Origin of the sequence: Streptomyces sp. NPDC126510 (assembly GCF_040302345.1) — a bacterium.
In the GTDB taxonomy this organism is placed as follows: domain Bacteria; phylum Actinomycetota; class Actinomycetes; order Streptomycetales; family Streptomycetaceae; genus Streptomyces.
Genome location: NZ_JBEORR010000016.1, coordinates 79,832 through 105,646, shown reverse-complemented (window position 1 = coordinate 105,646; position 25,815 = coordinate 79,832). Strand labels below are relative to the sequence as shown.

Sequence of the window (25,815 nt, the reverse complement as noted above, 5' to 3'; positions counted from 1 at the left end):
CGCCTGGGGGCATCCGCGGCCGGTCACGGAGCCGCCCGGGCGTCGCGCGTGGGGCTGCGGCGATGCGCCGGGCGGCTTGGGGGCCCTTACGCCGTCGGCTTGCGGGCCACGAGACAGGCCTGGGCGACCGGCTCGCCCTCGTCCGGCTCCCTCACCGTCGTGGCACGGAGGGTGAAGCCGGCGGCGCCCAGCAGGGCGGCGACGTGCTCCGGCCGGCGCCTGCGGAAGGTCAGGGACACCGGGTGGCCGAAGGCCTCCTCGTAGCGGCGGGGCTCCTCACCGCACTGGAAGCCGAGGAGCAGATGGCCGCCGGGGCGCAGGACGCGGTGGAAACCGGCGAAGAGGGCGGGCAGGTGCTCCTCGGGCGTGTGGATGGTCGAGTACCAGGACACGACACCGTCGAGCGAGCCGTCCGGCAGGTCCAGCTCCAGCATCGAGCCCCGCACGAACCGCAGGCCCGGCTGCTCGCGGCGGGCGATCGTGAGCATCGACTCCGACAGGTCGAGCCCGAACACCGACAGCCCCAGGGACGCCAGGTACGCCGTCACCCGCCCGGGCCCGCACCCCAGGTCCGCGACCTCGCCGCCCTCACCGACGAGCTCCGCGAAGCCGTACAGCACGCCCCGGTCCAGGGGCGTCCCCGGGCCCAGGCCACCGAAGTGGACGGCGTACTCCTCGGCCACGGTGTCGTAGAAGGTGCGGGTCTCGGTCACGAAGTCGGCGTCGGTCATGGCCGCAGACCCTAGCGCGGCGGCGTCGCGGCGTCGGCCTTCGGCCGGAATTCACCGGGAATTCATCGGGCGGAAGGGCTTGGATAAGGGCAGGAGCCCCGTCGCCTTGCGGCGCGGGGCTCCTTGGGTACTGCAAATCAGACCGGCGTGACGTTCTCAGCCTGCGGGCCCTTCGGGCCCTGCGTGACGTCGAAAGACACCTGCTGGTTCTCCTCGAGCGAGCGGAAGCCGCTCGCGTTGATCGCGGAGTAGTGGACGAAGACGTCGGGGCCGCCGCCCTCCTGGGCGATGAAACCAAAGCCCTTTTCGGCGTTGAACCACTTCACGGTTCCGGTAGCCATAAGCCCTCCTTGGGCCCAAAAGGGTTGCCCTGCTCCAGAACCAGCAAGTGTGAAGATGAATTCCGCACAAGTGCATATGTCTGAGAATGACGAGAGCCCGCGGTCACATGCTCCGCAGGCTCTGTACTGCAAGGGAAACCAAACTGCAACTTGCGATGAGCCTAGCACGCAGGCTGCGGAATGCAATAGGGGTCAAGATCACGTCACCCGAATGTTTGAACATCCCTCCGCCGACCGGCGGAAGGCGCGCCCACAGCGGGCTCGCACCCCGACGCCGGGGTCGCGCGCCGGTCCGTACGCCATGAGGGCTAGCCTCACGATGTGGACAATCCTCGCACCCGGCCGCGCGTCGGCCACATCCAGTTCCTGAACTGCCTGCCCCTGTACTGGGGGCTCGCGAGAACGGGCACGCTCCTCGACTTCGAGCTCTCCAAGGACACCCCGGAGAAGCTCAGCGAGAAGCTGGTGCAGGGCGAACTCGACATCGGTCCGATCACCCTCGTCGAGTTCCTCCGGCACGCCGACGATCTGGTCGCCTTCCCCGACATCGCCGTCGGCTGCGACGGCCCGGTCATGTCCTGCGTGATCGTCTCGCAGGTCCCGCTGGACCGCCTGGACGGCGCCCGCGTCGCCCTCGGGTCGACCTCCCGCACCTCCGTCCGCCTCGCCCAGCTGCTCCTCGCCGAGCGCTACGGCGTCCAGCCGGACTACTACACCTGCCCGCCCGACCTCAGCCTGATGATGCAGGAGTCCGACGCCGCCGTCCTCATCGGCGACGCCGCGCTGCGCGCGAACATGCTCGACGGACCGCGCTTCGGCCTGGAGGTGCACGACCTCGGCGCGCTGTGGAAGGAGTGGACGGGCCTGCCGTTCGTCTTCGCGGTCTGGGCGGCCCGCCGCGACTACCTGGAGCGCGAGCCGGTCATCACCCGCCGGGTGCACGAGGCCTTCCTCGACTCCCGCAACCTCTCCCTGGAGGAGGTCGGCAAGGTCGCCGAGCAGGCCGCACGCTGGGAGGCCTTCGACGAGGAGACCCTGGCCCGCTACTTCACCACCCTCGACTTCCGTTTCGGCGACCCGCAGCTGGCCGCGGTCGCCGAGTTCGCACGCCGGGTCGGCCCGACGACCGGTTTCGCGGCGGACGTGAAGGTGGACCTGCTCCAGCCGTGAGCCGGGCGGTGCTCCCGCACTACTCTGCTGGAGAGCGCAGGCGCACCGGGACCGGGGACGTCCCCGCTTGCCTTCGGGGGAGGGGTGACGCCCATGCGGCCGCTCGACGTCGACGAACCCACCGTCGTGGGGCCCTACCGGCTGCTGGGCCGGCTGGGCTCCGGCGGCATGGGACGGGTCTACCTGGGCCGCAGCGCCGGCGGCCGTACGGTCGCCGTGAAGATCGTGCATCCGCACTTCGCGCTGGACGAGGAGTTCCGGGCCCGTTTCCGGCGCGAGGTGGAGGCCGCCCGCCGGGTGGGCGGAGCCTGGACGGCACCCGTCCTCGACGCCGACCCGGGGGCGCGGGTGCCGTGGGTGGCGACGGCGTACGCGGCCGGCCCGTCGCTGTCGGCCGCGATCGCCGACGCCGGGCCCCTGCCGGCCCACACCGTACGGGCCCTCGGGGCGGGACTCGCAGAGGCGCTGGCGGCGGTGCACGAGCTGGGGCTGGTGCACCGGGACGTGAAGCCGTCGAACGTCCTGCTGACCCTCGACGGCCCGTTGCTGATCGACTTCGGGATCGCCCGGGCCACGGACGGCACCGCGTCCCTCACCTCCACCGGCGTGTCCATCGGCTCGCCCGGCTACATGTCCCCCGAGCAGATCCTGGGCAAAGGCGTCACGGGCGCGGCCGACGTCTTCTCCCTGGGCGCGGTCCTCGCGTACGCGGCGACCGGCGAACCGCCCTTCCCCGGCGACTCCTCCGCCGCCCTGCTCTACAAGGTCGTCCACGAGGAGCCGGAGCTCGGTCTGCCGGACGGTGAGCTGCGGCGTCTGACGGCGGCCTGCCTCGCCAAGGACCCGGGCGCCCGCCCCGCCCCCGCGGAGCTGGCCCGCAGCCTGGCCCCCGAGGGCGCGGCCCGGCTGGTGACGGGCGGGTGGCTGCCCGGTGCGCTGGTGGAGCAGGTGAGCCGCAGCGCCGTGCGACTGCTGAATCTGGAGGTCACGGCGACGGGAGAGGGAGCGGAACGGGGAGCCGGGGGACCCTCGGGGCCGGTCGGCTTCAGCAGTCCTTCGGTGGGGGAGCGGGAAGGGGCCGGGGGAGAGGGGCTCGGGACGTTCGGACCGCCGCCGGTGATGCGGTCGCCCGCCCCGCCCGACCCCCCTGTTCCGCCAGTACCCTCCGCTTCGCCGGCCGCCTCTGTTCCGCCGGCCACCTCTGTGACGGCAGGGGCGCGGGGAGCGCTGCGGGCGGAGCCGGACGACCGCGACCCCGACGAGATCGAGGCCGCCGTCGCCCGGCACGCACCCGCACCCGCACCCGCACCCGACGGTGCCGTACCGGAGCCCAGGGACGGCGACCACCCGCGGGACGCGGGGCCGCGGGCCCACACGGGGAACGGCGAGACGTTCGCGGAAGACGCCGCCACCACCCCGGCCTCCGGGCGCCGCCCGGGCAAGGTCACCGTCTCCATCGCGGCGACCTCCACGCCGGAGGGCGGGGGGCGGGTGCGCAGGCTCAGCTGCTCCGTGGCCCTGGCGGTCGCGGGGGCGATGGCGGCCGTGACGATCGGGTCGGTGTTCGTGTTCGACCTGCTGCCCGACCGGGGTGGCGGCCACGACGACGCGGACTCCAGCAGCGGCTCCGCCTCGCCCCCGGCGGCGGACGCGAGCTCCGCCCCGTCCGGTGGGGTGCCGGCGGCGTACCTCGGCACCTGGGAGGGCCAGGGCGTCGCCCTCGACGGCAGACTCCCCCTCGGCACGTTCCGCATCACGGTCGAACAGGTCACCGTAGGTGAGGAGTTGGGCCTGCTCCGCCAGACCGACCCGATCGGCGGGGTCTGCGTCGACGTACTCACCCTGAAGCAGGTGACGAAGAAGGAACTCGTCGCGACGTCGGTCGGCGCGAGGACCAACCACGGCGGCTGCAACCCCGCGAAGACGACGGTGCACCTCAAGCCGGTGGGAGATGACCTCCAGTACCGGTCGGAGAGCGAGGAGTCGGGGCGGCCGCAGGCTCGGATGTCGAAGGTGGATTGAACGACCGGGGGCGGCCGCCTTCCTCGGACGGCTGTCGGAGGTGCGGTGACCGGGTAGCCGCCCCGCGTCGGACGGCTGCCCCGGGTCACCGGATCACCCCGGAATGACGACCGTGCGCAGCTCCCCGTCGCCGAGGTGCAGCATGCCCTTGCCGGGCGTGACCTGGCCGCCGACCATGCCGCGGTTGAGGCGGACGCCGACGAGGTCGCCGCTGGAGGACTCCTGGGGGGACAGGAGGATGCCGCGGCGGGCCTTCTTCGCGTCGACCTGCCAGCCCGAGAAGCCGCTGCACACGTCCTCCTCGTCACCGGCGATGACCAGCGCGAGCCCGCGTTCGGCGCCGCGCGAGACCAGCTTCTTCATCTGGCTCTCGGCGTCGCAGTCCTCCAGGATCTCGCCGTCGTCGACCAGGACCGCGATCGGCTCCTCCAGGGACGCCTCATCGATCAGCTCCTCGAACTCGTCCTCGTCGATGTCGTCACCGGTGAAGACCTTCAGCACGCCGTCCGTACCGTCGAGTTGGCGGAGAGGAGACTGGCGCGGGGCCGCGATGACCAGGCGGGTGCCCTGGGACAGGAACGAGTGGGCGAAGTTCAGCAGGACCGTCGAGCGGCCCGACTTCGCCGGACCCGCGATGACGAACGCCGGCACGCCCTCCGCAAGATCGGGGCCGAACCCGACGATCTCGTCGCCGCCGATGCCGACCAGACCGAACAGCCGCGAACGGGACGCCTCCGGGTCGCGCATCTCCCACGCCTCCGGGAAGGAGATGCGGCTGGGCAGGCTGTCCACCCGGAACGGACGGTGAGAGCGCGGGACGGAGGCGTCGCGGACCGCGGCCGCCTCACCGATCGCCGCCAGCGCCGAGGCCTGCCCCTGACCGGTCGTGTCCGCCGCGAGCAGCGCGAACTGCGTCTCCGTACCGAACTCGTTGCGGAACGCACGGCCCGGCGGAATCTCCTCCGGCACCTTGCGCGCCGGGATGCCGAGCGCGGAGAAGTCGCTGCGGTCGGCGAGCCGCAGCCCGTACTTGTCCTCGGTGAGCGTCGCGATACGGCCCACCAGGAGGGTGCGGTCACCCGTGAGGACCAGGTGGATGCCGACGCTCGCGCCCTCGCGCATCATCGTCTGCAACTCGTCGGTCAGCGACCCGTGGTCGACCTCGCCGAGCGTGGGCACCCAGCCCTCCCAGCGGTCCAGCAGCACCACGATGTGCGGCAGCCGCTCGTCCTCGGCGACCGACGCCCGCTGCTCACCGATGTCCGCGAAGCCCTTGTCCGCGAGCACGTCCTGGCGGCGGCTCATCTCGTTCTTGAGCCGGTTGACCAGCCGTACGACCCGCTCGGTCTGGTTACGGCTCACGACCGCACCGCAGTGCGGCAGCCGCGTCAGGGCGTTGAGCGCGCCGTTGCCGCAGTCGATGCCGTAGAGGTGCACGTCGGCGACCGAGTGCGTACGGGCGATGGAACCCGCCAGGGTGCGCAGCACCTGGGAACGGCCGCTGCGCGGGGCGCCGCCGATCATGAGGTGGCCGAAGGACGAGAAGTCCACGGCGACCGGGCGGCGCGACTGGCTCGCGGGCAGGTCCTCGATGCCGTACGGCGCAGGCGGTAGCTTGCCGGGGCCGCCGGCGAACGCGGGCAGCTCGATCTCGTCCAGCAGCAGCGTCTCGTCCAGGGCGGGCAGCCAGGGGCTGTGCTGCGGCGGGATGCCGAGCGAGCTGTTGGCGTCGCGGATGGTGTCGACGAGGACCTTCAGGTCGGTGATCTCCTCGTCCTCACGGGACTCGGCCTTCGGCTTGACCAGCGCCGCCCGGCCCAGATCCTCCCAGGTCAACGGGCCCACCCAGGGCATCAGCACGGCAGGGTCGGCGGCGCCGGGCCGGCGGCCACCGACACGGCCGGACTGGAACGGCACCAGTGAGGCGTGCCCGAGCCGGGCATAGGCGCGACCCGGGGTGTTCTTCGAGATGTGCCCCGCCTCGGGCGAGTCGATGACGTCCGACGACTCGCCGCCGTCCGTCACCCGCAGCGCGATACGGAGGTTGGTGTTGGCGCGGATCTCGGGGGACACGACACCACTCGGCCGCTGAGTGGCCAGCAGCAGATGGATACCGAGGGAACGGCCACGCTGGGCGATGTTCACCAGCCCCGTCACGAAGTCGGGCAGGTCACGCACCATCGAGGCGAACTCGTCGATGACGATGAGGAGCCGCGGCACCGGCCGGTGCGACGGATCCCGGCGCACCAGGTCCTGGTAGTCCTCGATGTCCTTGGCGTCGGCGGCGGCCAGGATGTGCTCGCGCCGGTGCAGCTCCGCACCCAGCGACTCCAGGGCCCGCTCCACCAGGTGCGCGTCGAGGTCGGTCACCATGCCGACGGTGTGCGGCAGATGCACACAGTCCTTGAACGCCGCGCCACCCTTGTAGTCGACCAGCACGAACGTCATGTTCTCGGGCGTGTTCGCCACGGCCAGGGCCGCCACGATGGTCTGCAGCAGCTCCGACTTACCCGAACCGGTCGTACCGGCGATCAGACCGTGCGGCCCGTCCTTGCGGATGTCGAGGCCGAACGGCCCGTCGTACGACTCACCGATGACGGCCAGCGTCGACTGCCCGCCCATCCGCCACCGGGCCACGATCGCGTCACTGGTCGGCGGCTCCAGCTGCAGCACGTCCAGCAGCCGGCTCGACCCGGGCAGCGCCGAGTCCTCGGTCTCGCCGCTGATGTCCCGCAGCGGCGACAGCGACCGTGCCAGGCGCAGACACCAGGCGGCGGAGACGAAGTCGGGCCGTACGTCCTTCAGGCGCTCCGACCCGGCCTCCTCGACACGCAACCGCAACTGCTCGGTTCGTTCGGCCTGTTCGGGCTGGGCGGTGGTGTGCCAGGCCTGGAAGGACGGGAAGGCGCCGGCGACCTGCTGGGACTGCTGCTGCACCTGCTGGGCGGCCGGCTGGTACTCCTCTGCCTTCGGCTCGGCCACGACGTACGCCTGGCACTCGCCGGGCAGGAACCTCTCCTCGGCGTCCAGGCAGATGGCGAACATCGACACGGACGGCCCTTCGCGCAGCAGCCGCACCACGCCGGGAAGGGACCGCAGCCGCCGCGACCCGTCCCACACGACGACGATGTCGGGGTCGCCGAAGCTCGAATTGCCCTGCGACTTGTTCTCCTCGGCGGCCTTCTTGCGCGCGTCGAGGATCTGCGTCAGCTCGCCGATCCGGGCGCCGACGGTCTCGGCGTCGGTCCCGATGAGCGCGTTGACGTCCTGCCCGCCGGACGGCCGGGCGTGCGGCAGCCAGCGCACCCAGTCCCAGGACTCCTGCGCGGCGTTGTCGCTCAGCACGTAGAACTGCACGTCCATCGGGCTGTGCAGCGCCGCCGTCTGCGCGACGGCCCAGCGCCCGAGGGCCCGGGCGGAGTCGCCGGGGCCGGCCATGCCGACGACACCGAGCGTGCGCAGGTGCAGCGCGACCGGGGCGTCCTCGATCTTCCAGGTCACCTGGCGGCGGTGGTCGTCCTGCTCGGGGTCGTCGAGCACCACCTCGGAGGGCAACCGCCCGGTGCCGAAACGGATCAGAAGGTGGTCGCGGTCGGTGCGCCGCCGCTCCCACAGACGGGTACGCGGCCCGGTCCCGAGGGCGAGCACCGTCGCCGGGTCGGGTATGGCATGCCGCCGGTCGTTCCGTTCGGCGACGAGCGCGTCCTGGGCGTCCTTCTCGATCCGCTCCTTCTGCTCCTGGTACTCCTCGACCTGCTTGGCGTGCGACTTACGCCCGTGCTTCTTGTCGTTGTAGTAGTTGGCGAAGAGCAGGATCGGGCTGAGGCCCGCCATGATCAGGTAGTACCAGCGCTGGAAGATCATCACCGATACGACGGCACCGACCAGCGGGGTCAGCGCCATCAGCCAGGGCAGCGGTCTGGCCTCGTATTCACGGGGCGGCGACGGCAGCCGGAAGCTGGTCTGCCGCTCGGGCGGACGCAGCCGCGGGGGCCGGTTGTAGTCGAGGCCGACGCCGTCCTCGGACCACTTGAGGGCGGCGTTCGGGGGTGTGTAGCGGGTGAGTTCGAGGAGGGTGTTCCCGAGGCCGATCTGAGCACCGAGGGGCCATTCGGTGGGACCGTCCTTCTTCTCTTCCTTCTTCTCCTGGTCCTTCTTCTTGCCGCGCTTCTTGCCGCTGGGCTCGTCCTTGTCCTTGTCCTCGTCCCCGGCCAGGGACTTGCCGTCGAGGGTGACGTGCTCCTTGTCCATGTGCACGGCGACCTGGCAGGTGCCGTCCGTGGCGACGGAGAGGGTGAGGGCCCGGGCGTCGACCTCGGGGTCGTCGATCCGGACGTACGACGCCGCCCCGCTGCCGATGTCGTACCGTCCCACGCCGAGCCGGTGCACGAACCCGGCCGCGGGCCCGCCGACGACGCGCAGTTCGACGAGACCGGTGGGTTCACCCGGCAGGCACCCGGACGGATCCTGAAGACTGACGACGGCACCTTCACGCAAGGGCGACCCCACGACAGTGGCACCGGGATCGACGGCATACCCGTCCACGTACACGAGGGGCGCGTTGTTGGCCGGCGCGTGCCGGTGCTGCCCGAGCGGGATGACCTGTGCCCCGCTGTGCCCCACCTGCTTGGCCAGCTCCTGCGCGATGTCCCCCACGGTGGACTCAGGATCGGCATCGAGCACGACGTCGGCGGTGCCACCGCCGTACGGGTCGACGACGGTCAGAGTCAGGCGCACGACTTGTCCTCCCCGTGCCACTGGGCCTATACGGCCGCTGTGGTGTCTGTCGCTGGTCCCGCTGTGCCGGCCGATCGCCTCGGTCACGCGGGTCCCAGTGGTACAGGGACGATATCCGTTCGGTGTGACGCCGGGGCAATGGGGAGGCCCCGTGACGTTCCCGATGGCAACGTCGTACACGCTTTCATGACGGCTCGTTCACAAGGTGGGTATGGGGCACCACAGGCCACACCCGTAAGCTGCTGACGCAAGAGCGGACGATCACACCGGTTGCCACGTGCGATCGGCAACTCGGCTTCAGGGCCGACGAGTCCGCAAACAGGGAGCCACGGGGGTTGGCCCTGCGGCGTTGCGAGAGGGAGCGGCTTCATGGCCAAGGACCTTGATGTCACATATCAGGACATGCGGGATGCGGCGAAGCATGTCGTGAAGGAGAAGGAAAAGGTTCAGGAGAAGCTCGAGGGCCTGAAGAAGTACATCAACAACCTCGTCCAGGGCGGCTACGTCACGAAGAGCTCGTCGAAGGCGTTCGACGAGAACTTCGACGAGTTCGTGCGCGGCATGAAGGACACGCTGGACGGTCTGGACGGCATGGGTGACTACCTGACCATGGCCGCGGACAAGTTCGAGCAGATCGACGAGGAGCTGGCGAAGCAGGCTCGGAGCAAGTGACGTTCTGCTGAGGTTTCAGGCGGTGCGGCGGGGTGGCGTGCGCGCTACATGGCTGCACCGCCCCGTCGGTTGACGAGGACGACACCGTTCGGTCTTGGTTTGTCTGCCCCCAACTCCGTCGGCCCTGCAATCAACTGGAGGCTGAGGGCCGCCCCGCCCGGAGGCACTGCTAGGTCTGTGGCAATGAGCTCCCGACGACAACGGTCAAGTTCTACGTGCCTGTCCCGGCGACTGACGAATGGCTGATCCTTTCGTTTTCCACGCCCTTGGATCCGCTGGCACGGCAGATGGTGGGGCTGTTCGACGCGGTGGCAGACACGTTGCACTGGAATTGGAAGTTGCGGAAGAAGGGACAAGGCAAGAGTCGGGCGGCCAAGTCACGTTAGGGCCGGTCGATCGTTGTAGCGGGGCCCCTTCGGGGCAACTGTGCCCGCTGTAGTCATCCGGCTTGGTCCGGCGCAAGAAGCGGTCGGCGATCCGCTGGTGATTGCCCTCAACCCACCGCTGCCCGTGGGGCGGGAGCGGGAGCGAAGGACACGGTTTCCAGGACCGCAGCCATCAAGTCGCAAATTTCTCCCCAGTACTCCATGGCGGCAGTGTCCAGAGTGAAGACCACGATGAAGGCGGCATCTGGGAAGGGGACGAATACCTGGATCTGGCCGGTGAGGAGTTTCGTCTCGTCACCTGTCGACGTGAGCTCCGCACCGATAGTGATCTCGCGGACGCTGATGTTCGATACGGCCGGTCCACAAGGCAGGGTGATGCGACGGCTGTCGTTCCCTTGGTCTCGGCCAAGGGACCGCCCGATCGCGTCAGCGGCCTCCTCGCTTGTCGCGTACGGCGATGCGATCGCGCCCACGGTGAAGGAGAAGTGCACGACGCCGCCATTGTCGTCGCCAAAAACGCCCATGGCCGAATAGGCCAACCCGGAATCTGCGAAGACTTCAGTGAGTCCGGCGTAAAAGGGCGCCGCCGACTCCCAGAGATGGGCATCGCCTTCGGGGAAGAGTTCACGAGTGAAATCGGTGGCGGCGGATATTCGGTTGTCCGGGTCGGCGTCGACGGGCAGGGCGTGAAAGCCCTCGGGAACCACGAACCACATGGGAGGGATGGCCGGGTCGTCGATGACGGTCGGTATCCCGGATGATGTCAGCTTGTCTGTGCTCACGTTCACGCCTTGCTGGGCTCGATGTCTCCGGGTGCGGGTGTTGCATCCTGGCCGGCTTCGTCCATCACGAAACCCCGTGATTCGGAGACGACCTTCCGTGCTCGGCCCGGACTTGTGGATTGCACGCGTACCAGTCCGCTCGGCAACCGCGTGATGACGGGGCGTGTGTCAGCGGCAGACAGAGAGGCCACGAAGCCGGAGAGTCGTTCGCGTTGCTCCGCCGAGAGGTCGGTCTCGGACAGTCGACGGTGGCTACCCGTCAGCAGTCCGACCAGCTCGGTGGTCTGATTCGAAACGTTCGTCGTCAGCCGTGTCCATGAACCATCCTGAAAGGTGATCCGAAAGTCCTTACGACGGATGCTGAACCGCTTGGATGCCGCTTCGGCGATGTCTTCCCGCGGTGCCTCCCACAACGCCGTCCCGTCCCCGACCACAAGCAGACGCCGAGTGGTCAGTACGATCTCCGTGACATAGCCGTGCGGGCGCCTGGAGGGATCGAGCTGCCACGGCAGTCCGCGGGCGGTATCACCGGCGTCGGCCCACATGACGGGGAAGTCATCTACCTCGTTTTCCCGCTCTCCCAATTTTCCGCGTCCTGGCTCGGGATTGGTCGTGCTTCCGCCCAGGAGGTCGGAGAGGATACCGCCTGCCACGGCGAGGACGCCTGATACGGCGGTTCGCACATACACGCCGATTCTGCCGGGCAGGCGGCGCACTGCGAAGGTGCTCCCCTCCGGCCAGCCGGGCAGCTCTGTCTCGATATCGTTTCGCCGGCGGTCACGGAAGGATCGTCGTCCTTCCACGGACGCGGCGGTTCCGGTCGCGAATGAGACCGGATAGCGTGCCAGTTCCTTCTCATCGGGTTCCGGGTGCCAGTTCACAGGGATTCCGTCCTGGTCAGGATGCGACCGATTCCTGGAAGCGGTCGCCAGGGTTGATGAGCTCGCCGACATGGGTAGGGATCGACACCAGCTTAGGAGCGATCTTGATGCCGGCGTCGATCCCACGGCCCAAGTTGCTCATCGGGTCGATGGCCCAGCGATTACCGCTGGCAAGCTTTAGTCCACGGGTGCCGAGCCACTGGCCGTTGTGAACGGTCTGCTCGGCGACGAGCGTCATCCGGCCCATGAGGCCCTCGGCCTTGATGAGACCTCCGTGCTTCAGCCCCCACAGACCGATCGTCTTACCCCAGATAGGGATGCTCTTCGCTCCCGCGACGTTGTCGCCGATACCGACGATGTTCCGTCCGATGGTTGTGACGCCACGGAAACCTCTTCCGAGCTGTGTCGCACGCGTAGCCGCGACGGCGCCATCAGCGACCTTGACGCCCTTTGCGAATGCGCCGATGCCCGGAATCGCCCCGAGCGCCTCGAGGCCCATACTGAACCAACTGACGTCGGCACCGCCGGCCTTGGCAGCGAGATGACTGAGGAGCGCGATACCGCTGGTCACGACCGCAGCCGTGGCGAAGATGGCTCCCAGGGGCGGGAAAGGCATCGTGATGATGGCCAGCATGCCCAGGATGCCGCTCAGGTCTCCGACCAGGTCGCCGATTGTCTTGAAGATATCGGCGTTGTCGTGGAGCCAGCCCTTCGCGTCATCCCAGAAGCTGTCCTCGATGACGTCGTCTAGTTCGTCGCGGATCTTGTTCGCGTAGTGTGAGGCGCGCTCGTCCCGCTCAGACGTGATGCGGTTGAGCTGTAGCCGATACTCGATGAGGGGGTCGTGTTCCGTGCCGCTCGGGGACGGGCTCGGCTCACCCGGACCCGGCTTGTTCGTAGTGGCCTTCTTCTTGTCGGCGTCCGCCTCTTCCTGGGCCTTCTTCGCGTTGGCGAGAACCTTGTCGGCCTGGGTCTGGAAGTCCTCCAGCTCACCGGCCCAGCTGGTCAGATGGCCGTGTACGTTCTCGTAGCGTCCCGCGACCTCGCGAAGCTTCTTCTCCAGCCCTTCTGACTCACTCCGGAGAGAGTTTGCGTACTTGCCCTTGAGCTCGTTGTCGTCGCCTATGCCGCGAAGCAGACGAGCCTGCTCACGCAGAGAGCTCGCAACGCCTTTCATACGCTTGACTTCGAAGCGGATCTCTTCCGAATCTCCTGGGACGGGGTCCGACTCCGCGAGGGGATGCCAGTCGCGGGGACGGGCCTTGGGGGCCGTCGTCACTTCTTCTTTTCCTTCCTGCGCAGCTCCTTGGCGAGCTCGGCGTCCAATCCCGTGAACCCGTCCACAGTTGCCTTGATCAGCTTTCCTACGGTGTCGATGTGCGTCAGCAGGCTTTCGCGGTAGTCGTCCCAGTTGTCTACGAATTCGTCCATGGCGTCCGTGACGTCACCGCTGCCCCAGTGCTCGCGCATGTCGTCCCGATGGTTGCCCAGGTTCTTGAACTCCTTCTTGATTTTTCGGAGCCGGGACTCCGACTCCACAAGAAGGTCGACGTTCACTTTGAGATCTGAGTCGTTCGCCATGAATATTTCTCCGGCCGGGCTGGTGGGGTTCTGCTGGAGCTGGTTCTCAGCGGTTGACGGCTTGGATCTCCTGGACGGTTACGTTCTGCTCAGTTCCGAAGGTGCCGTCGGGTAGGTCTCCGCCGGCGCCGCCCGTCCCGGTCCAGGACACCTCCCACGTGATGGTCGCTCGCAGATTGAACGACCCGTCACCCGAGGAGCGCAGGTATCTGATTCCGCAAGGCGGCGTCTGGTCGGCTTGTCCCTTTGCATATGGTTCACCGATTGAACCGTCGTCGTTGAAGGTGCACTCCCCCGAGGAGGGGTAGACCTCGGCATCCGACGTTCCCGGCTCCAGTTTGAGCGCGATGGGCTTGGCGGTGGTGGTGGCCTGGAGGTTCACACCGCCGACGTCGAGTGAGGCGGTGACTGAGACGTCCTGGAACTTGGCACGGTCGAGCCAGGCCCAAGTGGGAAGGTTGACCTTGGTGGTGTTCGCCGGGGCGAGTGTTACCTCGGTGTCGGGCACTTTGATCCGGCTGTAGGCAAGATCGGCGAGAATCTTTGGGGTCACGGCATTCTCCACCGTAGGTGTCTCCCCATTTTCCACCCAGAATGTTTTTGTGTCGCAGGCAAAGGCGGCCGGGTCTCCGGATTCCTCTCGGCTTTTGTCCCGAACAGCGTCCCACCACAGGCCCTTGCCCGTTTCGGACTTGTTGAAGTCCTTGTATGGTTCGCCGTTGATGTAGTAGTCCTTGGACAAAGCGTATGCTTCTCCCACGCCACTAGCGTGTGGAATGTTCCATTCTTTCTGAAATTCTTTGGAGAATTCTGCGGGAGTCCACTTCGGCTCGTACCAGCAAGCCGGTGGAGTCCAGTCGCCGACGGGCGTGAACTGCCCGGATTCCTTCGCTCCAGAGCCACCGGTAGATCCACGGAATACGATGCGCGACTCGAGAGTCTGACCACTGTCCGTCTCGTTACTCCCCGAGACGTCGAACTGAGATCCGCCGGGATCCTTGGCGAAGGCAGCGTTGGACATCAGAAGTGTGCAGGCGATCATGAGCGTACCTACTGCGGTCGCGGAACCGAGCTTGGTCACTTAACGCATCCCTTGCTCCCGCGCACGGACGTCCCGCTGGTCGTCTGCCACACTCCCTGAGTGGTCTTCTCCAAGCGGGTGTTGTACAGCACGTAGGAATCGTCCGAGGCCGGGGACCTGTCGACCTTTCCTGACTTTCGGTCCTTGTTGAATGCCTTGGTCTCATCGGCGCAGAAGGAGACTCCCGCCGACGTGTCGTCGAACAACTCGATCTTGGGGTTGTAGTACCGGGTGGTGCCTGTGTACGTCAGGCCGGCGTCCACCCATTTCTGGACCCACTTCACGGACGTCGTGAGGGCCTCGCCTTGGTAGTAGAAGGTGAGCCCGGGGGTGTCCGTCTTCCCCCTGAGGATGGCGTCGTTGATCGCGGTCTGTGCTCGCGCGGCGTCCGCCAGCACTGCGTCCTTCTTGGCGTCGCCCGTCTCCCAGCCCTCGAAGACGTCTTCCACGCCGCCGGTCAGCTTGATGTCTGGCCGCTCGGCGGAGTCCGACGCGCTTGGGCTCGAAGTCGCTTCCTGGGATGCGGTATCGGAGCCCGCGATCTTGTCGTTGTCCTTCGAGCCGGCATCACTGCTACCGCACGCGGTGAGCAGCAGGGCTGTGGACGCAGTGAGCGCAACAGCAACGGGCAAAGAGCGGCGCTTCACAGTGGACTCCCCGTGAGACATGAGATCAGTCGAGTGCACTGAAGCTATCGGGGAAGTTGCTGTTTTCGCCACAGCGAACTTGCCCAGGAACTGGGTAAATCGGGGTGTTTGAGACTTGGTGGTGTCAGGTTGTGTCGTGCTCGTGCTCGGTGGGCGGCATCAGCGGGGGCAGACTCCCTGCCTCTCGGCCGCAGCTACTCTGAGGTTTCATTTCCGCGTGCAGGACCAGGTTCTACCAGCCGTGCAGGTGGAGGTGACTTCTGCCAGGGCGAGCCAGTGCCGCCGCCCCCTTGCGGGACGCTGACCGGAGCCGTGGGAATACCTGGAAGGTGACGTGATTGGCTTGGCCGACCCGGACGGCTCGCCCAAACAGCCGGAGGAGCGAGCCTGTTGGAGCAGAAGTCACCGAGTTGGAGGCCAAGGCCGTGAGCCGCGTGTGTGGTGGAGTGCATGTGTGAGGGTTTCCTGCGGGCCAGACGAAGTGATCAAGGTGTCTGGTGGCGAACCGCCTTGGCCCGGTGGGCGGTGTTCAGCTCCCTGTGCGCCGGCGGTTCGCTGGGACTCGCCTGGCTCGGTCCTGTCGTGCCGTTGTGGAGCCCGGTTCGTGGGGTGGCTCTGATCCTCGCCTGGATCGTGCTGCCACTGGCATCGCTTCTCGTGCCGGTGCTGGTGTTGCGGAGAGTTCCGCGCAAGCAGCGGAAAGTCACCTGGCAGCTCGTTGTTCCCGTCGTCGCGGGGGTGGCGCTGGGCATATTCGGTAATGCGGACGGTGATCAGGTCGCCCTGACGCAGCGGGGCGAGTGGGCCGACGTCGTGGTCGTGCGGAAGGACAGCGCCAAGACCAACCACTGTGACCTGCGAACCGTCGGTGGTCGTGCGATCTCACCCTCGCTTGCGGAAGGCGAAGGGTGCAGAGATTGGGTGGAGGCGGGCGACAAGCTGCGTGTCCGGTACGACCCCGTAGGAGTTGCCCCTCCGACCAGCGATGTGGAGCAGAACTCGAATGCTGCCCTGCTCGTGGTTCTCTTCGTCCTCGCCGTCGCGATGGGTACCTGGGGAGGTGTGCGACAGAGTCGGTGGGACAGGGAGTACGTCCCGGGGTGAGTGGAGGACGTGCCAGGGCGGTCCCGCCGGTGCTGACGCTGTACGCAGTGACATGTTCACTGGCACTTCGCTGCCTTCGTCTCGACGAACACCTTGGATGCCTGCCACAGGTCTTCGCCCGTCGGGAACTCGACCATGACAATCTTGAAGTAGTCGAAGTCCTCAATGCTGGGCTTTGTCTTGAGGACCTTCTTGGTCTTGATTTCCCTGCCGAAGAACTGACCCGAGTCCGCGCAGAACCCCACCTCCACCGACTTGCCGTTCGGAGCGGAGCGCGTGGTGGCGTCGTAGTGGCGCAGCGTTCCGGTGGCGGTCCAGCCGCCCTTGATCCACTCGTTGATCTGCACTTGCGCGTAGTGAAGCCCCTCGCCGGTGGAGTAGGCGGTCACGGCCGCGTCCTTGGCGGTGCGCTTGTCGACACCGTGATAGATGGCGCGCAGGTAGTTCGCGGCATCATCCATCGCAGCCGCCTCGTTCCTGTCCTTCGGTTTGTCCCAGTCGAAGACCAGGTCCATGTCGCTGGGCAGGGACACGTCCACGCCGTCCGGCTTGTCCCCCTCCGGTGCTCCCGAGCCGGATGCCGACTCGTTCGGTGTCTCCGCCGCTTGACCGACGCCTGCGATCTTGTCGTTGTCGCCGGACGTGTCGTCCCCGCTGCCGCAGGCCGTCAACAGCAGTGCTGCCGTTGCCGCCAGCGCGGCAGCAATGGGCAGAGGGCGGCGTTTCACAGTGGCTCCCCGTGAGGCAAGAAAAGAGCACCGACGGTATCGGTGAGATTGCTGGTTTCGCCAGAGTGAACTTCCGGGAGCATACGGGCAATCCTGGGTGGACAGGTCTCTCGGAGGCTCGTTGTGTCTTGCTTGTGCCCACTCGGAAGATGGCCCGGGACGGCGCAGTGTGCGGCTCTCCGGGTGCGGGAGCCGAGGGTCCCACGGTCGCTGCCCTACCGGCACTTCTCCGCCTCTGCCTCGACGAACACCTTGGAGGCTTGCCATAGGCCCGCAGCCGTGGGCAACTTGACCATCACGATCCTGAAGTAGTCGAAGTCAGCGATGCGGGGCTTGCTCGTCAGGACCTTCTTGGTCTCGACCTCTTTGCTGTAGAACTTGCTTGAGTCGACGCAGAACGCGACTTCTACCGATTTGCCGTTCGGGGCGGATCGCGTGGTGGCCTGGTAGTGGCGCCGGGTGCCCGTGGCCGTCCAGCCGCCATCTACCCTGCTATCGATCTGAGTCTTTGCGTAGTGCAGCCCGTCGCCGGTGGAGTAGGCGGTCACGGCCGCGTCATTGGACGTGCGCTTGTAGACGCCGTGGTAGATGGCACGGATGTAATTGGCGGCATCATCCATCGCAGCCGCCTCGTTCTTGTCCTTCGGTTTGTCCCAGTCGAAGACCAGGTCCATGTCGCTGGGCAGGGAGACGTCCACGCCGTCCGGCTTGTCGCCCTCCGGTGCTCCCGAGCCGGATGCCGACTCGTTCGGTGTCTCCGCCGCTTGACCGACGCCTGCGATCTTGTCGTTGTCGCCGGACGTGTCGTCCCCGCTGCCGCAGGCCGTCAACAACAGTGCTGCCACCGCCGTCGTCACGACGGCAACGGGTAGTGGACGGCGCTTCAAGATAGCCCCCTGTGAACGTAGTTATGCAGCAAGGGCAGTGACGGTACCTGTGAAGCTCACCGTTCCACCCCTGCGGCCGACTCTCCGAAACTACACTCGCGCCCCATGCGTAACTCCCGCAGCAGCAACGCGAATGCGACGCCTGTCCTGGCGAGTTGGTGGGACCGAAGCGCGATGGGGAGACGCCCTGCGGAGGGAGTGGAGCCCGGAGGCGGTGACGCCCCCTGACCCCCGCCGCGTCCAAAGTCCGGGCCCGCCACAAGCAACCCCGAGACCCCCGAGCCCACTGGCTCCTCCTCGCCCTCAGCCTCTCCCTCCTCTTCGCCCTGCTGATCTTCCAGGGCTGGACCTAGCACGAGGTCGACGCCGCCAAGACGCGGTCGCCCTGTACGGCCCCCGTGCCCGACGCCGTCGCCCGGGGCGGGCCCGTGATCGGGATCAACCGGGGCGGGATACGGAGCGGGTCGATGCCCGCCCGGACCGTTGCGCTCACCTTCGACGGCGGGCCCGACCCCGTCTGGACACCCGGCTGCTCGACCTGCTGCGGCAGTACGACGCACGGGCGACCTTCTTCGTGCACGGCGCCCAGGCCGCCCGGCATACGGAGCTCGTGCGGCGGATCCGGGCCGAGGGGCATGAGATCGGGTCCAATACCTATACCGGGGCCGTCCTCAGGGAGTCCTCCGCGCCCCGTTTCCGGGCCGAGCTCGACATGACCCAGAGCGCCCTCGCCGGGGCCACCGGGCAGCGGACCAATCTGCTGCGGATGCCGCGGACGACGACTCCCGACACACTGTGCGGTCGTGAGTGGGACGCCGCGAGGAGGGCCGCCGGGTACGGGTACGTGCTCGTCGCCGCCGACAGGGGGTCGCGCAAGCCGGCGCAAGGGGTCGTCCGGCAGCTCAGCCAGACGGAGAGCGCCTATCAGGAGGCGCGCAGGCTGCTGAGAAACCGTGCCGTCGAACGGTTCACCACCGTGTCCGACGGGCTCGGGCTCGTTCCGTACGCCGCTCCGTCCCTCGTCGAGCGGTGGCTGGGGCGGGGGCTCATCGGCATCACCGGCCTCGGGCAAACCTTCGCCACCGCCATGATCTGGATCCTCGGCGTCGCAGGCGGCCTCGGTGTGCTGCGGCTGTTGCTGCTCGCCCTGTTCGCGAAGATCATGGCATGGCGCCCCGAAGGGCGTCAGCGGCCCCGGCTGAGACCGGCCGACGGTGTCGCCAGCGAGCCGTACCCCGTCGCCGACCACGCGCTCCGCCCGGCCGGGACCTCGAAGTAGGGCACCGTACGGCCGTCCCGGTCCGTGTCGGTGAGCACCTCCGGGGCGCGGTGGTCGCGCAGCGCGTCCGCGCAGGTGCGGCACACGGCCACGTCGAGTCGGTCGCGGCGGCCGAGCGGACGCCAGGCGGTGCGCCGGTCGGCCCGCCCGTGCAGGGGGTTGAAGAAGCAGAGGGGGAGGCCGGGGGAGCCGGTCAGGGCGTCGCGGCCCTCCTGCGCCAGGGCCAGGGCGCCCGCCAGGTCCGGCAGGCCCCGGGCCTCGTCGAGGACCCTGCCGGCCGCGGCGTACGCGTCGAGGGCCTGCTGGAGGCCGGGTGTCGTGGTCACGTCGGCGGCCCGGGCCGCCTCGCCCAGGGCCAGGACCTCCGCCTCCGCCCGGCGCCGCACCCGCGCCTCGTCGGCCGCGCGGGCCGTCGCGAACACCAGCTGCGGGACGGCCGGGGAGGGCCGCCGGGAACGGAGCAGGGCGACGCGGGTCGCGAGCGCGGTCAGGGCCAGGGCCGGTACGCCGATGAGCGGCCACAGCCACTCGCCCGTGCCGCCGGACGCCCGCTCTGCCCGCTCTGCCCGGTCGCGCGGGGACGCCAGGTCCTTCGTCGCCTCCTCCCAGCGCTGCTCGCCCTTGCCCTCCGCCACCAGGTCCACGGCCTTCGCGGTCAGGTCCGCCAGCCCCGCGTCCCGCGTCTCGTCCAGGAAGCCGGCGGCTGCCACGGCCTTGCGCGTCTGGTGGGTGTCGGCGGGCCACTCGTAGCCCCGAAGGGAGTCGGGGAAGTCGCCGTCCGACGTGATGAGGACGAGGTCGCGCCGTTGCGGGAGCCGGTCGTGGACCGTCCCCGCAAGTACGTCGGAGTCGCCGTCGAAGGCGTCGCCCCTGGTGAGGGGTGTGAGGACGACCTTGATGGGCAGGCCTGTGCGGCGGATCCGCTCCACCAGTTGCCGCTGCCGGGACGGCGGTACGGCGGTGGCGTACGCCTCGTCGACGTAGACGGGCGAGGTGCGCAGGGCGTTTGCGATGCGCTGCCCGGCGCTCGGGGCGTCGCCGTCCGCGGCGGTGGCGGTGCCGGTGGTGGTCAGCGCCGTCAGCAGCAGTGCCGCGAGGGCGGTGAACACGCGCTTCGTCTCAGTGGACACCTGCGGTCTCCCTCACCTTGTCGACGAGCCGGGCGATTCCGTGGGGTACGGCGGTCAGGGGGCCGTCGGTCGCGTCGTAGTAGGGGAGGCGCGTGTTGCCGGGGGAGGGGGCGGGCAGCTTCAGCAACCGGGCCGGGATGCCGCCCGGTTCGGCGACTGCCGTGTCGCGGCAGGGCTCGCAGACGGGGAGCAGCCGGCGGGCGTTGCCCTCGGTCGACACACGGACGTGGTGGCGGTGGGCCGCGGGGCCGTGCAGTGGGTTGACCCCGCAGCACATCTCCGGGGCCTCGCCGGCGAGGGCGGCCCGGCCCGCCCGGGCGAGCACGATGACGGCGACCAGGGTCGCGGGGTCCGTCCCCGCCTGCCGGGCGCGGCCGGGATCGCCGTCGACCAGGAGCATCGCGGCGTCGAGGTGGTCCCAGGCGGTGCCGCGTTCCTGGGGGTCTGTGAACTCGCCGGTGAGCGCGCTGAGTTCGGCGTACGCGGTGTGTCGGAGGTAGGACGCCGACGGTTCAACCGGGGAGGTGAACGGCAGGCGGTCGGAGGGCACGGGCGCGGGGGAGGACCGCCGCAGCAGACGCCGGACGATCCACGTCACCCCGGCCACGGCGCCGGACAGCAGCAGGGCCACGACGGCGCCCACGAACAGACCGGGCCAGAAGTCGGTGGAGAACAGAGGGGGGAGGGCGTGCTCCTCCTCGGCGTTCGGGGCGGAGGCCGGGGCGGGCTCGGACTGGGGCCGGTCGGTGCGCGGGGCCTTGTCGAGGAAGGTCATCAGCGTGTCGAGGCGCTCGCCGAGGCGGTGGTCGTCGGCCTCGTCCGTGCTGCTGTCGCCCAGCGTGACGTATTCCGGCAGACCGGAGGACAGACGGCTGGAGTCCAGGCGCAGCCCGTGGTTGTAGACGTCGATCGTGCCGTCGTCCGGGTCGGCGATGACGTACACCCCGTCCACGTCCACCTTGGCGTGCACCGCCGCGGTGAACAGCCATGTGTCACCCGCGGACTCGCTCTCCGGCGTCTGGGGCACGACGGAGACGTACACCGGGCCGCCGCCCTCGGAGCGCCGGAAGGCCTGGATCCGCTCGTGCAGCCGGTCCAGTTGCCGGGCGCCGAGGACGCGCGGGCTCTCCGGGTCGGCGTAGACGGGGTCCTGCTTCAGCCCGGCCGCGACCCGTTCCACACGGGCGGACAGTTCGGCGGGGCTGGGGGGTTCCGCCGCACTCGACCTGGTCTGGTCGAAGACGACCGGGGCGGTGAGGGCGATCGCGGCGGCGGAGAGGACGGCTGCGCCGGGGGCGATCCAGCGCAGGACGGGCTTCTTGGGGCGCCGGCGCCTCGCGAAGCGAGACAGCAGCAGGATCGACAACGGGACGCCGGTGAGCAGGATGCCGGTGAGGAACGACTGGTTGCGCCGGTCGGACGGGCCGATGTACATCTCGGCGGGCTCGTCACCGTCCCGGAACCTCTCGCGCGCCGCCTCCGCCCTCGCCGTGGCCTTCGCGTCCCCCTGGGCGATGACCTCGACGAAACGCTCGAGGCCGCGCACCGGCCCCGCGTCGTAGGGGAGTTCGTAGAGGGCGACGGTCGCGGCCGCCTCGGCGGGGACGCGCACGCCCCAGGCCGTGGCCTGTGCGACATCCGTCCCCTCGATCAACACGTACAGCCCGTCGCGCCCGAGCCGGTCGTGCACCGCGCCGAGCAGCTGCTTGCCGTCCGTGCCGCTCCACGTGGGCAGGACCAGGACGTACGTCGGGACGCCGGTCTTCTTCGCCAGCCTGGCGAAGTCGGGGGCGGTGGACCGCGGTACCTCGCGGGGGAGTTGGTCGGTGACGTAGACCGGGTTCTCGCGGAGGCGGTCGGCGAGGTAGGCGGCCTGGGTGGGGGCACCCGCGGCGGCCTCGGTGGCCACGGCGGCCTCGGTGTCCACCGTGCCCGCGGTGCCAGCCGGTGTGGCGGCGTCGGCCGGGGTGGCGGGAGTGGCGGTTGCGAAGAGAGCCGTCAGCGAACAGAGAGCGAGGAGCAGCCGGAGCACCCGGGCGCGGCCTGTGCGCCGCGCCCATGTCCGTGCTGCGCAGGCGTTGTTCGTCCTGACTGCTCTCACCGGTGAGCCCCCCGCGCGTCCGATCGCTGTCCGCGCCGCACTCTACTCGGGGCTTCGCGAGTGCTACAGATCGCCCGGTCGCGGCTTGGCCGGTTCGCCGGAGGGGCCCATCAGGATGCCGTGGGTCTCGTGGAGGTCCTCGCCCGTCTTCGACGGGACACGGGCCTCGGCCAGGACGATGCCGCTCGGGAGGCGCCGGAAGGTGGGGGGCCGGGCGTCGGCCGGGAGGTCGGCGAGGAAGCGGGTGACGCGCTCGCGCTGGCCGGGGGTGAGGTCGCTCTCCCCGAGGGTGTCGGCGGCCCCCGCCAGGAGCTCCGACAGGCGCTCGGCACTGTCGGGGTTGCCGGTGAACAGGCGGATCCAGGAGTCGTCGGCGAAGGTCAGCCGCACATCCGCCTCGACCTCACTGAAGCGCATCCGCCGGGCGGCGGCGATGGCGTCCCGCGGATACTCCGCGAGGACGTCGGCCTTGGCGATCGTGCCCGTGCGCGTGCCCAGGAAGAGCAGGCGGCGGCTGGTCAGCACCAGGTCGGTGGTGTAGCCCTCGGGGCGGCGGTCCGGGTCGAGTTGCCAGGGCACGCCGCGGGCGAGAGTGCCGGGGGCGGCCCACATGACGGGAAAGTCGTCGACCTCGTTCTCGCGCTCCTCGGGCTTGCCGGTCGCGGGCACACTGCCGAAGGGGCTGCCCGCGGCGCCTCCGATGTTGGCGATGAGGTTGGCGATGAGCGGGATGCCGAAGGCCAGGGCCCGGCCGGTGCGGCGCGCGGCCCGGTCGCCCGTGCCGCGCGGGGTGTGGAGCGGGCCGGGGGGCCAGTGCGGGAGTTCGCCCTGGATGTCGGCGCGCTGCGGGTCGCGGAACCAGCGGCATCCGGCGACCGGGGCCGCAAGACCCGCGGCGAACCGGGCCGACGTCCGGAGCAGCAGGTCCTCGTCCGCGCTGGGGTACCAGTCCATCAGTGCGTCACTTCTCTCTGCGGGAATTCCACCGACCCGATGATGTCCGCGAGGGCGTGCGAGAGCTCCTCCCACTGCTCCACCGACGCCGTGTCGAGGGTGATCACAGCGGTGTAGGGGTCCGCCGGAAACGGAATGTGCACCTGGATCTGCCCCATGACCAGGTCCTCGTCCGCGCCGGAGGTCGTGTACGCGCCGTCCACGACGAGCCTTCGGAAGGTGATGCCGCAGACGGCGGGGCCGCACGGCAGGTCGAGCCAGGACACCTCGCGCAACGGATCGCCCAGCAGGGCGGCCCGGGTGCCCTCGGCGACGACGTCGGGGTCCGCCGCTGCGCGTTCGTGGACGGCGAGGGTGAGCGCGCAGTGCGCCACTCCGCGGCCGTCCTCGATCTCGTAGAGGCCGATTCCGAAGAAGGCGACGCCGTCGGCCAGGAGTTCGTCGGCCATGGCGCTGTAGAGGGAGCCCATGGTGTTCCACAGCGGCTCCTCGCCCTGTGGATAGAGGTCCCGGACCAGGCGCCGTGCCGCGTCGGCGCGTTCCTCCGGCGCGAGGGAGACCTCGATGGCGTGGATGCCGACGGGGAGGCGGAACGCCAAGGGCGGCAGGGTGGCGCCGGCCACGGTCAGGGCGGTCATGCGCCGGCCCCGAAGTCGTTCTTGGCGATGGTGTGCAGCTTCAGGGCGTTGAGCCCGCCCTTGATCGAGGCGTCGAGGGCGCGTCCCGCACGGCTCATCGGGGCGATGGCCTCCTCGCCCTTGATGAACGGCAGCTTCGAGGCGATGGTGTTGATGCCCTGGGTGCCGAGGATCTGGCCCTTGCGGACGTTCTGCAGCCCGCTCTCGACGGCCAGCGTCAGACGGCTGCCGCCCTCGCCGAGCTTCACCACGGGCGCGGCCTTCAACGGCCCGAAGAGCACGAACGACTTGCCGACGCTGGTGACGCCGCGGTACCCCTCGCCCAGCTCCGCGGCCCGTGCGGTCGCACTGACCCCCTTGGCCAGCTCGGCACTGCCCGTCAGCCCCTTCACCCCCGGCAGGACGCCCAGGGCGTCGAAGCCGATCTCGGTCCAGGAGACGTCCGCGCCGGCCGCCTTGGCGACGGCGTGGCTCAGCAGGGCCGCGCCGCTGGTGATCATCGCGCCGGCGGCGAAGATCGCGCCGAGGGGCTCGAAGGGGGCGGTGATGATGGCGAGCATGCCGAGGACGCCGCTGGCCAGGCTCAGGACGTCGCCGATGGTCTTGATGAGGTCGGCGTGGTCCTTGAACCACTGGCCGGTGGCGTCCCACGCGTCGGTGATGCCGTGCCCGAGCTTGTCCCAGAAGCCGGGCTCGTCGGGTGCGATGCCGGCGGCCTTGTCGAGGTCCCGGCCGACGAGACCGGCGGCGTGCCGGTACCGCTCCTCCAGACCGTGCACCTTCTGGATGACGCCGTTCACATCACCGGAGGCCTTGCCGTACGCCTCCGTGCCCTCCTCGGCGTCCGCCCGCGCGTCGAGTTTCTCCCCGGTCTCCTTCTCCAGCCGGTCCGCCTCGTCCTGGAAACCGTCGAGCTCGCCGGCCCAGCGGTGCAGGGCGCGGGAGGCCTTGTCGAAGGACTCGTAGCTCTTCCTGATCAGGGGCGTGACGTCGGTGGAGATGTGCTCGCTGAACGCGACGGCGGTCTTGCCCTTCCAGGCGCCGCACTCGATGCGCTCCAGTTCCCGCACGGCGGTGCCGAGTTCACGCGCCAGGCCGCCGATCCGCTTGGCCAGCTCACAGGTCTGCTCGACGTCACCGGGGGTGGGGTCCCAGCCAATGTGGGGGAAGGAGGGGCGTCCCATACGGCTGCTCAGCGCCCCTTCTTGGCGGCCTTGGGCGCCTTCATCGACTCGGCGAGCTCCAGGTCCAGCTTGTCGAAGGTCTCGCCGATCTTGTTGATCATCTTGACGGCGTTCTGGGCGTGCTTGCCGAGTTGCTTGATGCCGTAGGCCCAGTCGTCGGCGAAGTCGTGCACGTCATCGACGAGCCGGGGCGCTCCGACGACCGACCCGTCGGTGCCGCGCAACGTCCGCCGGGCACCGTCCATACGGTCGGAGATCGTCGAGAAGGTTCGCTTCAGGTCCTCGAAGACGGTGTCCTCGAGCCGCAGATCACTCACGTCGCGTTCCCGGCGGTCCGGTGGTGGGGCGTTCGCGATCTTAGGCAGCGGTTCACGGTGGGTGACCCGGTGCTGGTGGAAGGATGGGCGTTGCTTGAGGGGGAGATGGGCGCGGGTTTGCCGGGGCTTGGGGTTGCGGGTGGCGGTGAAGGAGTTCTGAACCACCTCGTGTGCGCCTGCCGACCCGGGAAGCCGGGGCGAATCTCCCCCGGATCCGCATTTGGGTCGCCGGGACCCCGATGCCCCCGAGGCCGGCGAAGACGCTCCAGGCCGTCACCCGCACGAGGGCATGACCGTGCGGCACCTCACCCCGGCCTCGTGAGTGAATCGTGCAGGCATGATGGCCGGTAGGTGACGACCCCGGCGGCCGACCGGACCTGTTGGGGATGGTGGCGATTAGCTGGCGCACAGGTCGGGGTGCCATGTGCGGTCGGTTCCGGCCGGGTTGGGCGGGGCCGACGT

At 69.2% G+C, this 25,815-nt stretch carries 22 protein-coding genes; 5 read left to right on the top strand and 17 right to left on the bottom strand.

Features of this window, described 5'->3' with window-relative positions; translation table 11 throughout:
- Window positions 1–86: 86 nt before the first annotated feature.
- Together ABTX60_RS23455 and ABTX60_RS23450 are read right to left on the bottom strand one after the other, a co-directional pair.
- Window positions 87–731 carry a class I SAM-dependent methyltransferase gene (locus ABTX60_RS23455; protein WP_352098953.1) on the bottom strand — a complete coding sequence of 215 codons (645 nt, stop codon included), beginning with the start codon at window positions 729–731 and terminating at the stop codon, window positions 87–89.
- Window positions 732–868: 137 nt separating this feature from the next.
- A complete protein-coding gene (locus ABTX60_RS23450; RefSeq protein WP_003992177.1) occupies window positions 869–1,072 on the bottom strand; it encodes a cold-shock protein in 204 nt (67 codons plus the stop codon).
- Window positions 1,073–1,393: 321 nt separating this feature from the next.
- Between ABTX60_RS23450 and ABTX60_RS23445 the strand changes: the two genes are divergently transcribed.
- Together ABTX60_RS23445 and ABTX60_RS23440 are read left to right on the top strand one after the other, a co-directional pair.
- Entirely contained in the window at window positions 1,394–2,242 is an 849-nt protein-coding gene (locus tag ABTX60_RS23445; RefSeq protein WP_352098952.1) for a menaquinone biosynthetic enzyme MqnA/MqnD family protein, read from the top strand.
- 93 nt (window positions 2,243–2,335) lie between these two features.
- Window positions 2,336–4,264 (top strand): serine/threonine-protein kinase, encoded by a 1,929-nt coding sequence (locus tag ABTX60_RS23440; RefSeq protein ID WP_352098951.1) that lies wholly within the window; start codon window positions 2,336–2,338, stop codon window positions 4,262–4,264.
- A gap of 93 nt (window positions 4,265–4,357) precedes the next feature.
- On the opposite strand, the gene ABTX60_RS23435 is transcribed toward ABTX60_RS23440, so the two are convergent.
- Window positions 4,358–9,001 carry an FtsK/SpoIIIE domain-containing protein gene (locus ABTX60_RS23435; RefSeq protein ID WP_352098950.1) on the bottom strand — a complete coding sequence of 1,548 codons (4,644 nt, stop codon included), beginning with the start codon at window positions 8,999–9,001 and terminating at the stop codon, window positions 4,358–4,360.
- Between the two features lie 369 nt (window positions 9,002–9,370).
- On the opposite strand from ABTX60_RS23435, the gene ABTX60_RS23430 reads away from it, so the two are divergent.
- The gene (locus ABTX60_RS23430; protein WP_104787347.1) at window positions 9,371–9,673 is read left to right on the top strand and encodes a WXG100 family type VII secretion target; all 303 of its coding nucleotides are present in this window, start codon (window positions 9,371–9,373) and stop codon (window positions 9,671–9,673) included.
- Between the two features lie 493 nt (window positions 9,674–10,166).
- Here the strand turns inward: ABTX60_RS23430 and ABTX60_RS23425 are convergent, their stop codons facing one another.
- From ABTX60_RS23425 to ABTX60_RS23400, 6 genes are read right to left on the bottom strand one after another with little or no spacing between them, the layout of a single operon-like run.
- The gene (locus ABTX60_RS23425; protein WP_352098949.1) at window positions 10,167–10,841 is read right to left on the bottom strand and encodes a hypothetical protein; all 675 of its coding nucleotides are present in this window, start codon (window positions 10,839–10,841) and stop codon (window positions 10,167–10,169) included.
- Window positions 10,842–10,843: 2 nt separating this feature from the next.
- Entirely contained in the window at window positions 10,844–11,722 is an 879-nt protein-coding gene (locus ABTX60_RS23420; protein ID WP_352098948.1) for a hypothetical protein, read from the bottom strand.
- Between the two features lie 16 nt (window positions 11,723–11,738).
- A complete protein-coding gene (locus tag ABTX60_RS23415) occupies window positions 11,739–13,001 on the bottom strand; it encodes a putative T7SS-secreted protein (RefSeq protein WP_352098947.1) in 1,263 nt (420 codons plus the stop codon).
- Window positions 12,998–13,303, bottom strand: coding sequence for a hypothetical protein (locus ABTX60_RS23410; protein WP_352098946.1), 306 nt, complete (start codon window positions 13,301–13,303; stop codon window positions 12,998–13,000). Before ABTX60_RS23410 ends, ABTX60_RS23415 begins: the two co-directional genes overlap by 4 nt.
- A gap of 46 nt (window positions 13,304–13,349) precedes the next feature.
- Window positions 13,350–14,384, bottom strand: coding sequence for a hypothetical protein (locus ABTX60_RS23405; protein ID WP_352098945.1), 1,035 nt, complete (start codon window positions 14,382–14,384; stop codon window positions 13,350–13,352).
- Window positions 14,381–15,031, bottom strand: coding sequence for a hypothetical protein (locus ABTX60_RS23400; protein ID WP_352098944.1), 651 nt, complete (start codon window positions 15,029–15,031; stop codon window positions 14,381–14,383). Before ABTX60_RS23400 ends, ABTX60_RS23405 begins: the two co-directional genes overlap by 4 nt.
- Window positions 15,032–15,640: 609 nt before the next feature.
- On the opposite strand from ABTX60_RS23400, the gene ABTX60_RS23395 reads away from it, so the two are divergent.
- Entirely contained in the window at window positions 15,641–16,135 is a 495-nt protein-coding gene (locus tag ABTX60_RS23395) for a hypothetical protein (RefSeq protein WP_352098943.1), read from the top strand.
- Between the two features lie 56 nt (window positions 16,136–16,191).
- On the opposite strand, the gene ABTX60_RS23390 is transcribed toward ABTX60_RS23395, so the two are convergent.
- A complete protein-coding gene (locus ABTX60_RS23390) occupies window positions 16,192–16,863 on the bottom strand; it encodes a hypothetical protein (RefSeq protein WP_352098942.1) in 672 nt (223 codons plus the stop codon).
- A gap of 215 nt (window positions 16,864–17,078) precedes the next feature.
- A complete protein-coding gene (locus tag ABTX60_RS23385) occupies window positions 17,079–17,750 on the bottom strand; it encodes a hypothetical protein (protein ID WP_352098941.1) in 672 nt (223 codons plus the stop codon).
- Between the two features lie 574 nt (window positions 17,751–18,324).
- Here ABTX60_RS23385 and ABTX60_RS23380 point away from each other — a divergent pair.
- Window positions 18,325–19,029, top strand: a complete 705-nt coding sequence (locus ABTX60_RS23380; RefSeq protein ID WP_352098940.1) for a polysaccharide deacetylase family protein — start codon at window positions 18,325–18,327, stop codon at window positions 19,027–19,029.
- On the opposite strand, the gene ABTX60_RS23375 is transcribed toward ABTX60_RS23380, so the two are convergent.
- From ABTX60_RS23375 to ABTX60_RS23350, 6 genes are all read right to left on the bottom strand, one after another.
- The gene (locus ABTX60_RS23375; protein ID WP_352098939.1) at window positions 18,936–20,159 is read right to left on the bottom strand and encodes a hypothetical protein; all 1,224 of its coding nucleotides are present in this window, start codon (window positions 20,157–20,159) and stop codon (window positions 18,936–18,938) included. The genes ABTX60_RS23380 and ABTX60_RS23375 overlap by 94 nt on opposite strands.
- Window positions 20,149–22,260, bottom strand: coding sequence for a hypothetical protein (locus ABTX60_RS23370; protein ID WP_352098938.1), 2,112 nt, complete (start codon window positions 22,258–22,260; stop codon window positions 20,149–20,151). The genes ABTX60_RS23375 and ABTX60_RS23370 overlap by 11 nt, the downstream gene beginning before the upstream one ends.
- A 63-nt stretch (window positions 22,261–22,323) precedes the next feature.
- Window positions 22,324–23,214: a hypothetical protein gene (locus ABTX60_RS23365; RefSeq protein WP_352098937.1), complete on the bottom strand. Its 891-nt coding sequence runs from the start codon at window positions 23,212–23,214 to the stop codon at window positions 22,324–22,326.
- Window positions 23,214–23,852: a hypothetical protein gene (locus ABTX60_RS23360; protein ID WP_352098936.1), complete on the bottom strand. Its 639-nt coding sequence runs from the start codon at window positions 23,850–23,852 to the stop codon at window positions 23,214–23,216. The genes ABTX60_RS23365 and ABTX60_RS23360 overlap by 1 nt, the downstream gene beginning before the upstream one ends.
- Complete coding sequence (locus tag ABTX60_RS23355) at window positions 23,849–25,036, bottom strand: enoyl-CoA hydratase/isomerase family protein (protein WP_352098935.1); 1,188 nt, start codon at window positions 25,034–25,036, stop codon at window positions 23,849–23,851. Before ABTX60_RS23355 ends, ABTX60_RS23360 begins: the two co-directional genes overlap by 4 nt.
- A gap of 8 nt (window positions 25,037–25,044) precedes the next feature.
- Window positions 25,045–25,353 (bottom strand): hypothetical protein, encoded by a 309-nt coding sequence (locus tag ABTX60_RS23350; protein ID WP_352098934.1) that lies wholly within the window; start codon window positions 25,351–25,353, stop codon window positions 25,045–25,047.
- Window positions 25,354–25,815 lie beyond the last annotated feature (462 nt).

Bases quoted from the DNA above. Each gene is read 5' to 3' on its own strand.
- ABTX60_RS23455 (WP_352098953.1), bottom strand. From the start codon at position 731: ATGACCGACGCCGACTTCGTGACCGAGACCCGCACCTTCTACGACACC.
- ABTX60_RS23450 (WP_003992177.1), bottom strand. From the start codon at position 1,072: ATGGCTACCGGAACCGTGAAGTGGTTCAACGCCGAAAAGGGCTTTGGT.
- ABTX60_RS23440 (WP_352098951.1), top strand. From the start codon at position 2,336: ATGCGGCCGCTCGACGTCGACGAACCCACCGTCGTGGGGCCCTACCGG.
- ABTX60_RS23430 (WP_104787347.1), top strand. From the start codon at position 9,371: ATGGCCAAGGACCTTGATGTCACATATCAGGACATGCGGGATGCGGCG.
- ABTX60_RS23410 (WP_352098946.1), bottom strand. From the start codon at position 13,303: ATGGCGAACGACTCAGATCTCAAAGTGAACGTCGACCTTCTTGTGGAG.
- ABTX60_RS23365 (WP_352098937.1), bottom strand. From the start codon at position 23,214: ATGGACTGGTACCCCAGCGCGGACGAGGACCTGCTGCTCCGGACGTCG.
- ABTX60_RS23360 (WP_352098936.1), bottom strand. From the start codon at position 23,852: ATGACCGCCCTGACCGTGGCCGGCGCCACCCTGCCGCCCTTGGCGTTC.
- ABTX60_RS23355 (WP_352098935.1), bottom strand. From the start codon at position 25,036: ATGGGACGCCCCTCCTTCCCCCACATTGGCTGGGACCCCACCCCCGGT.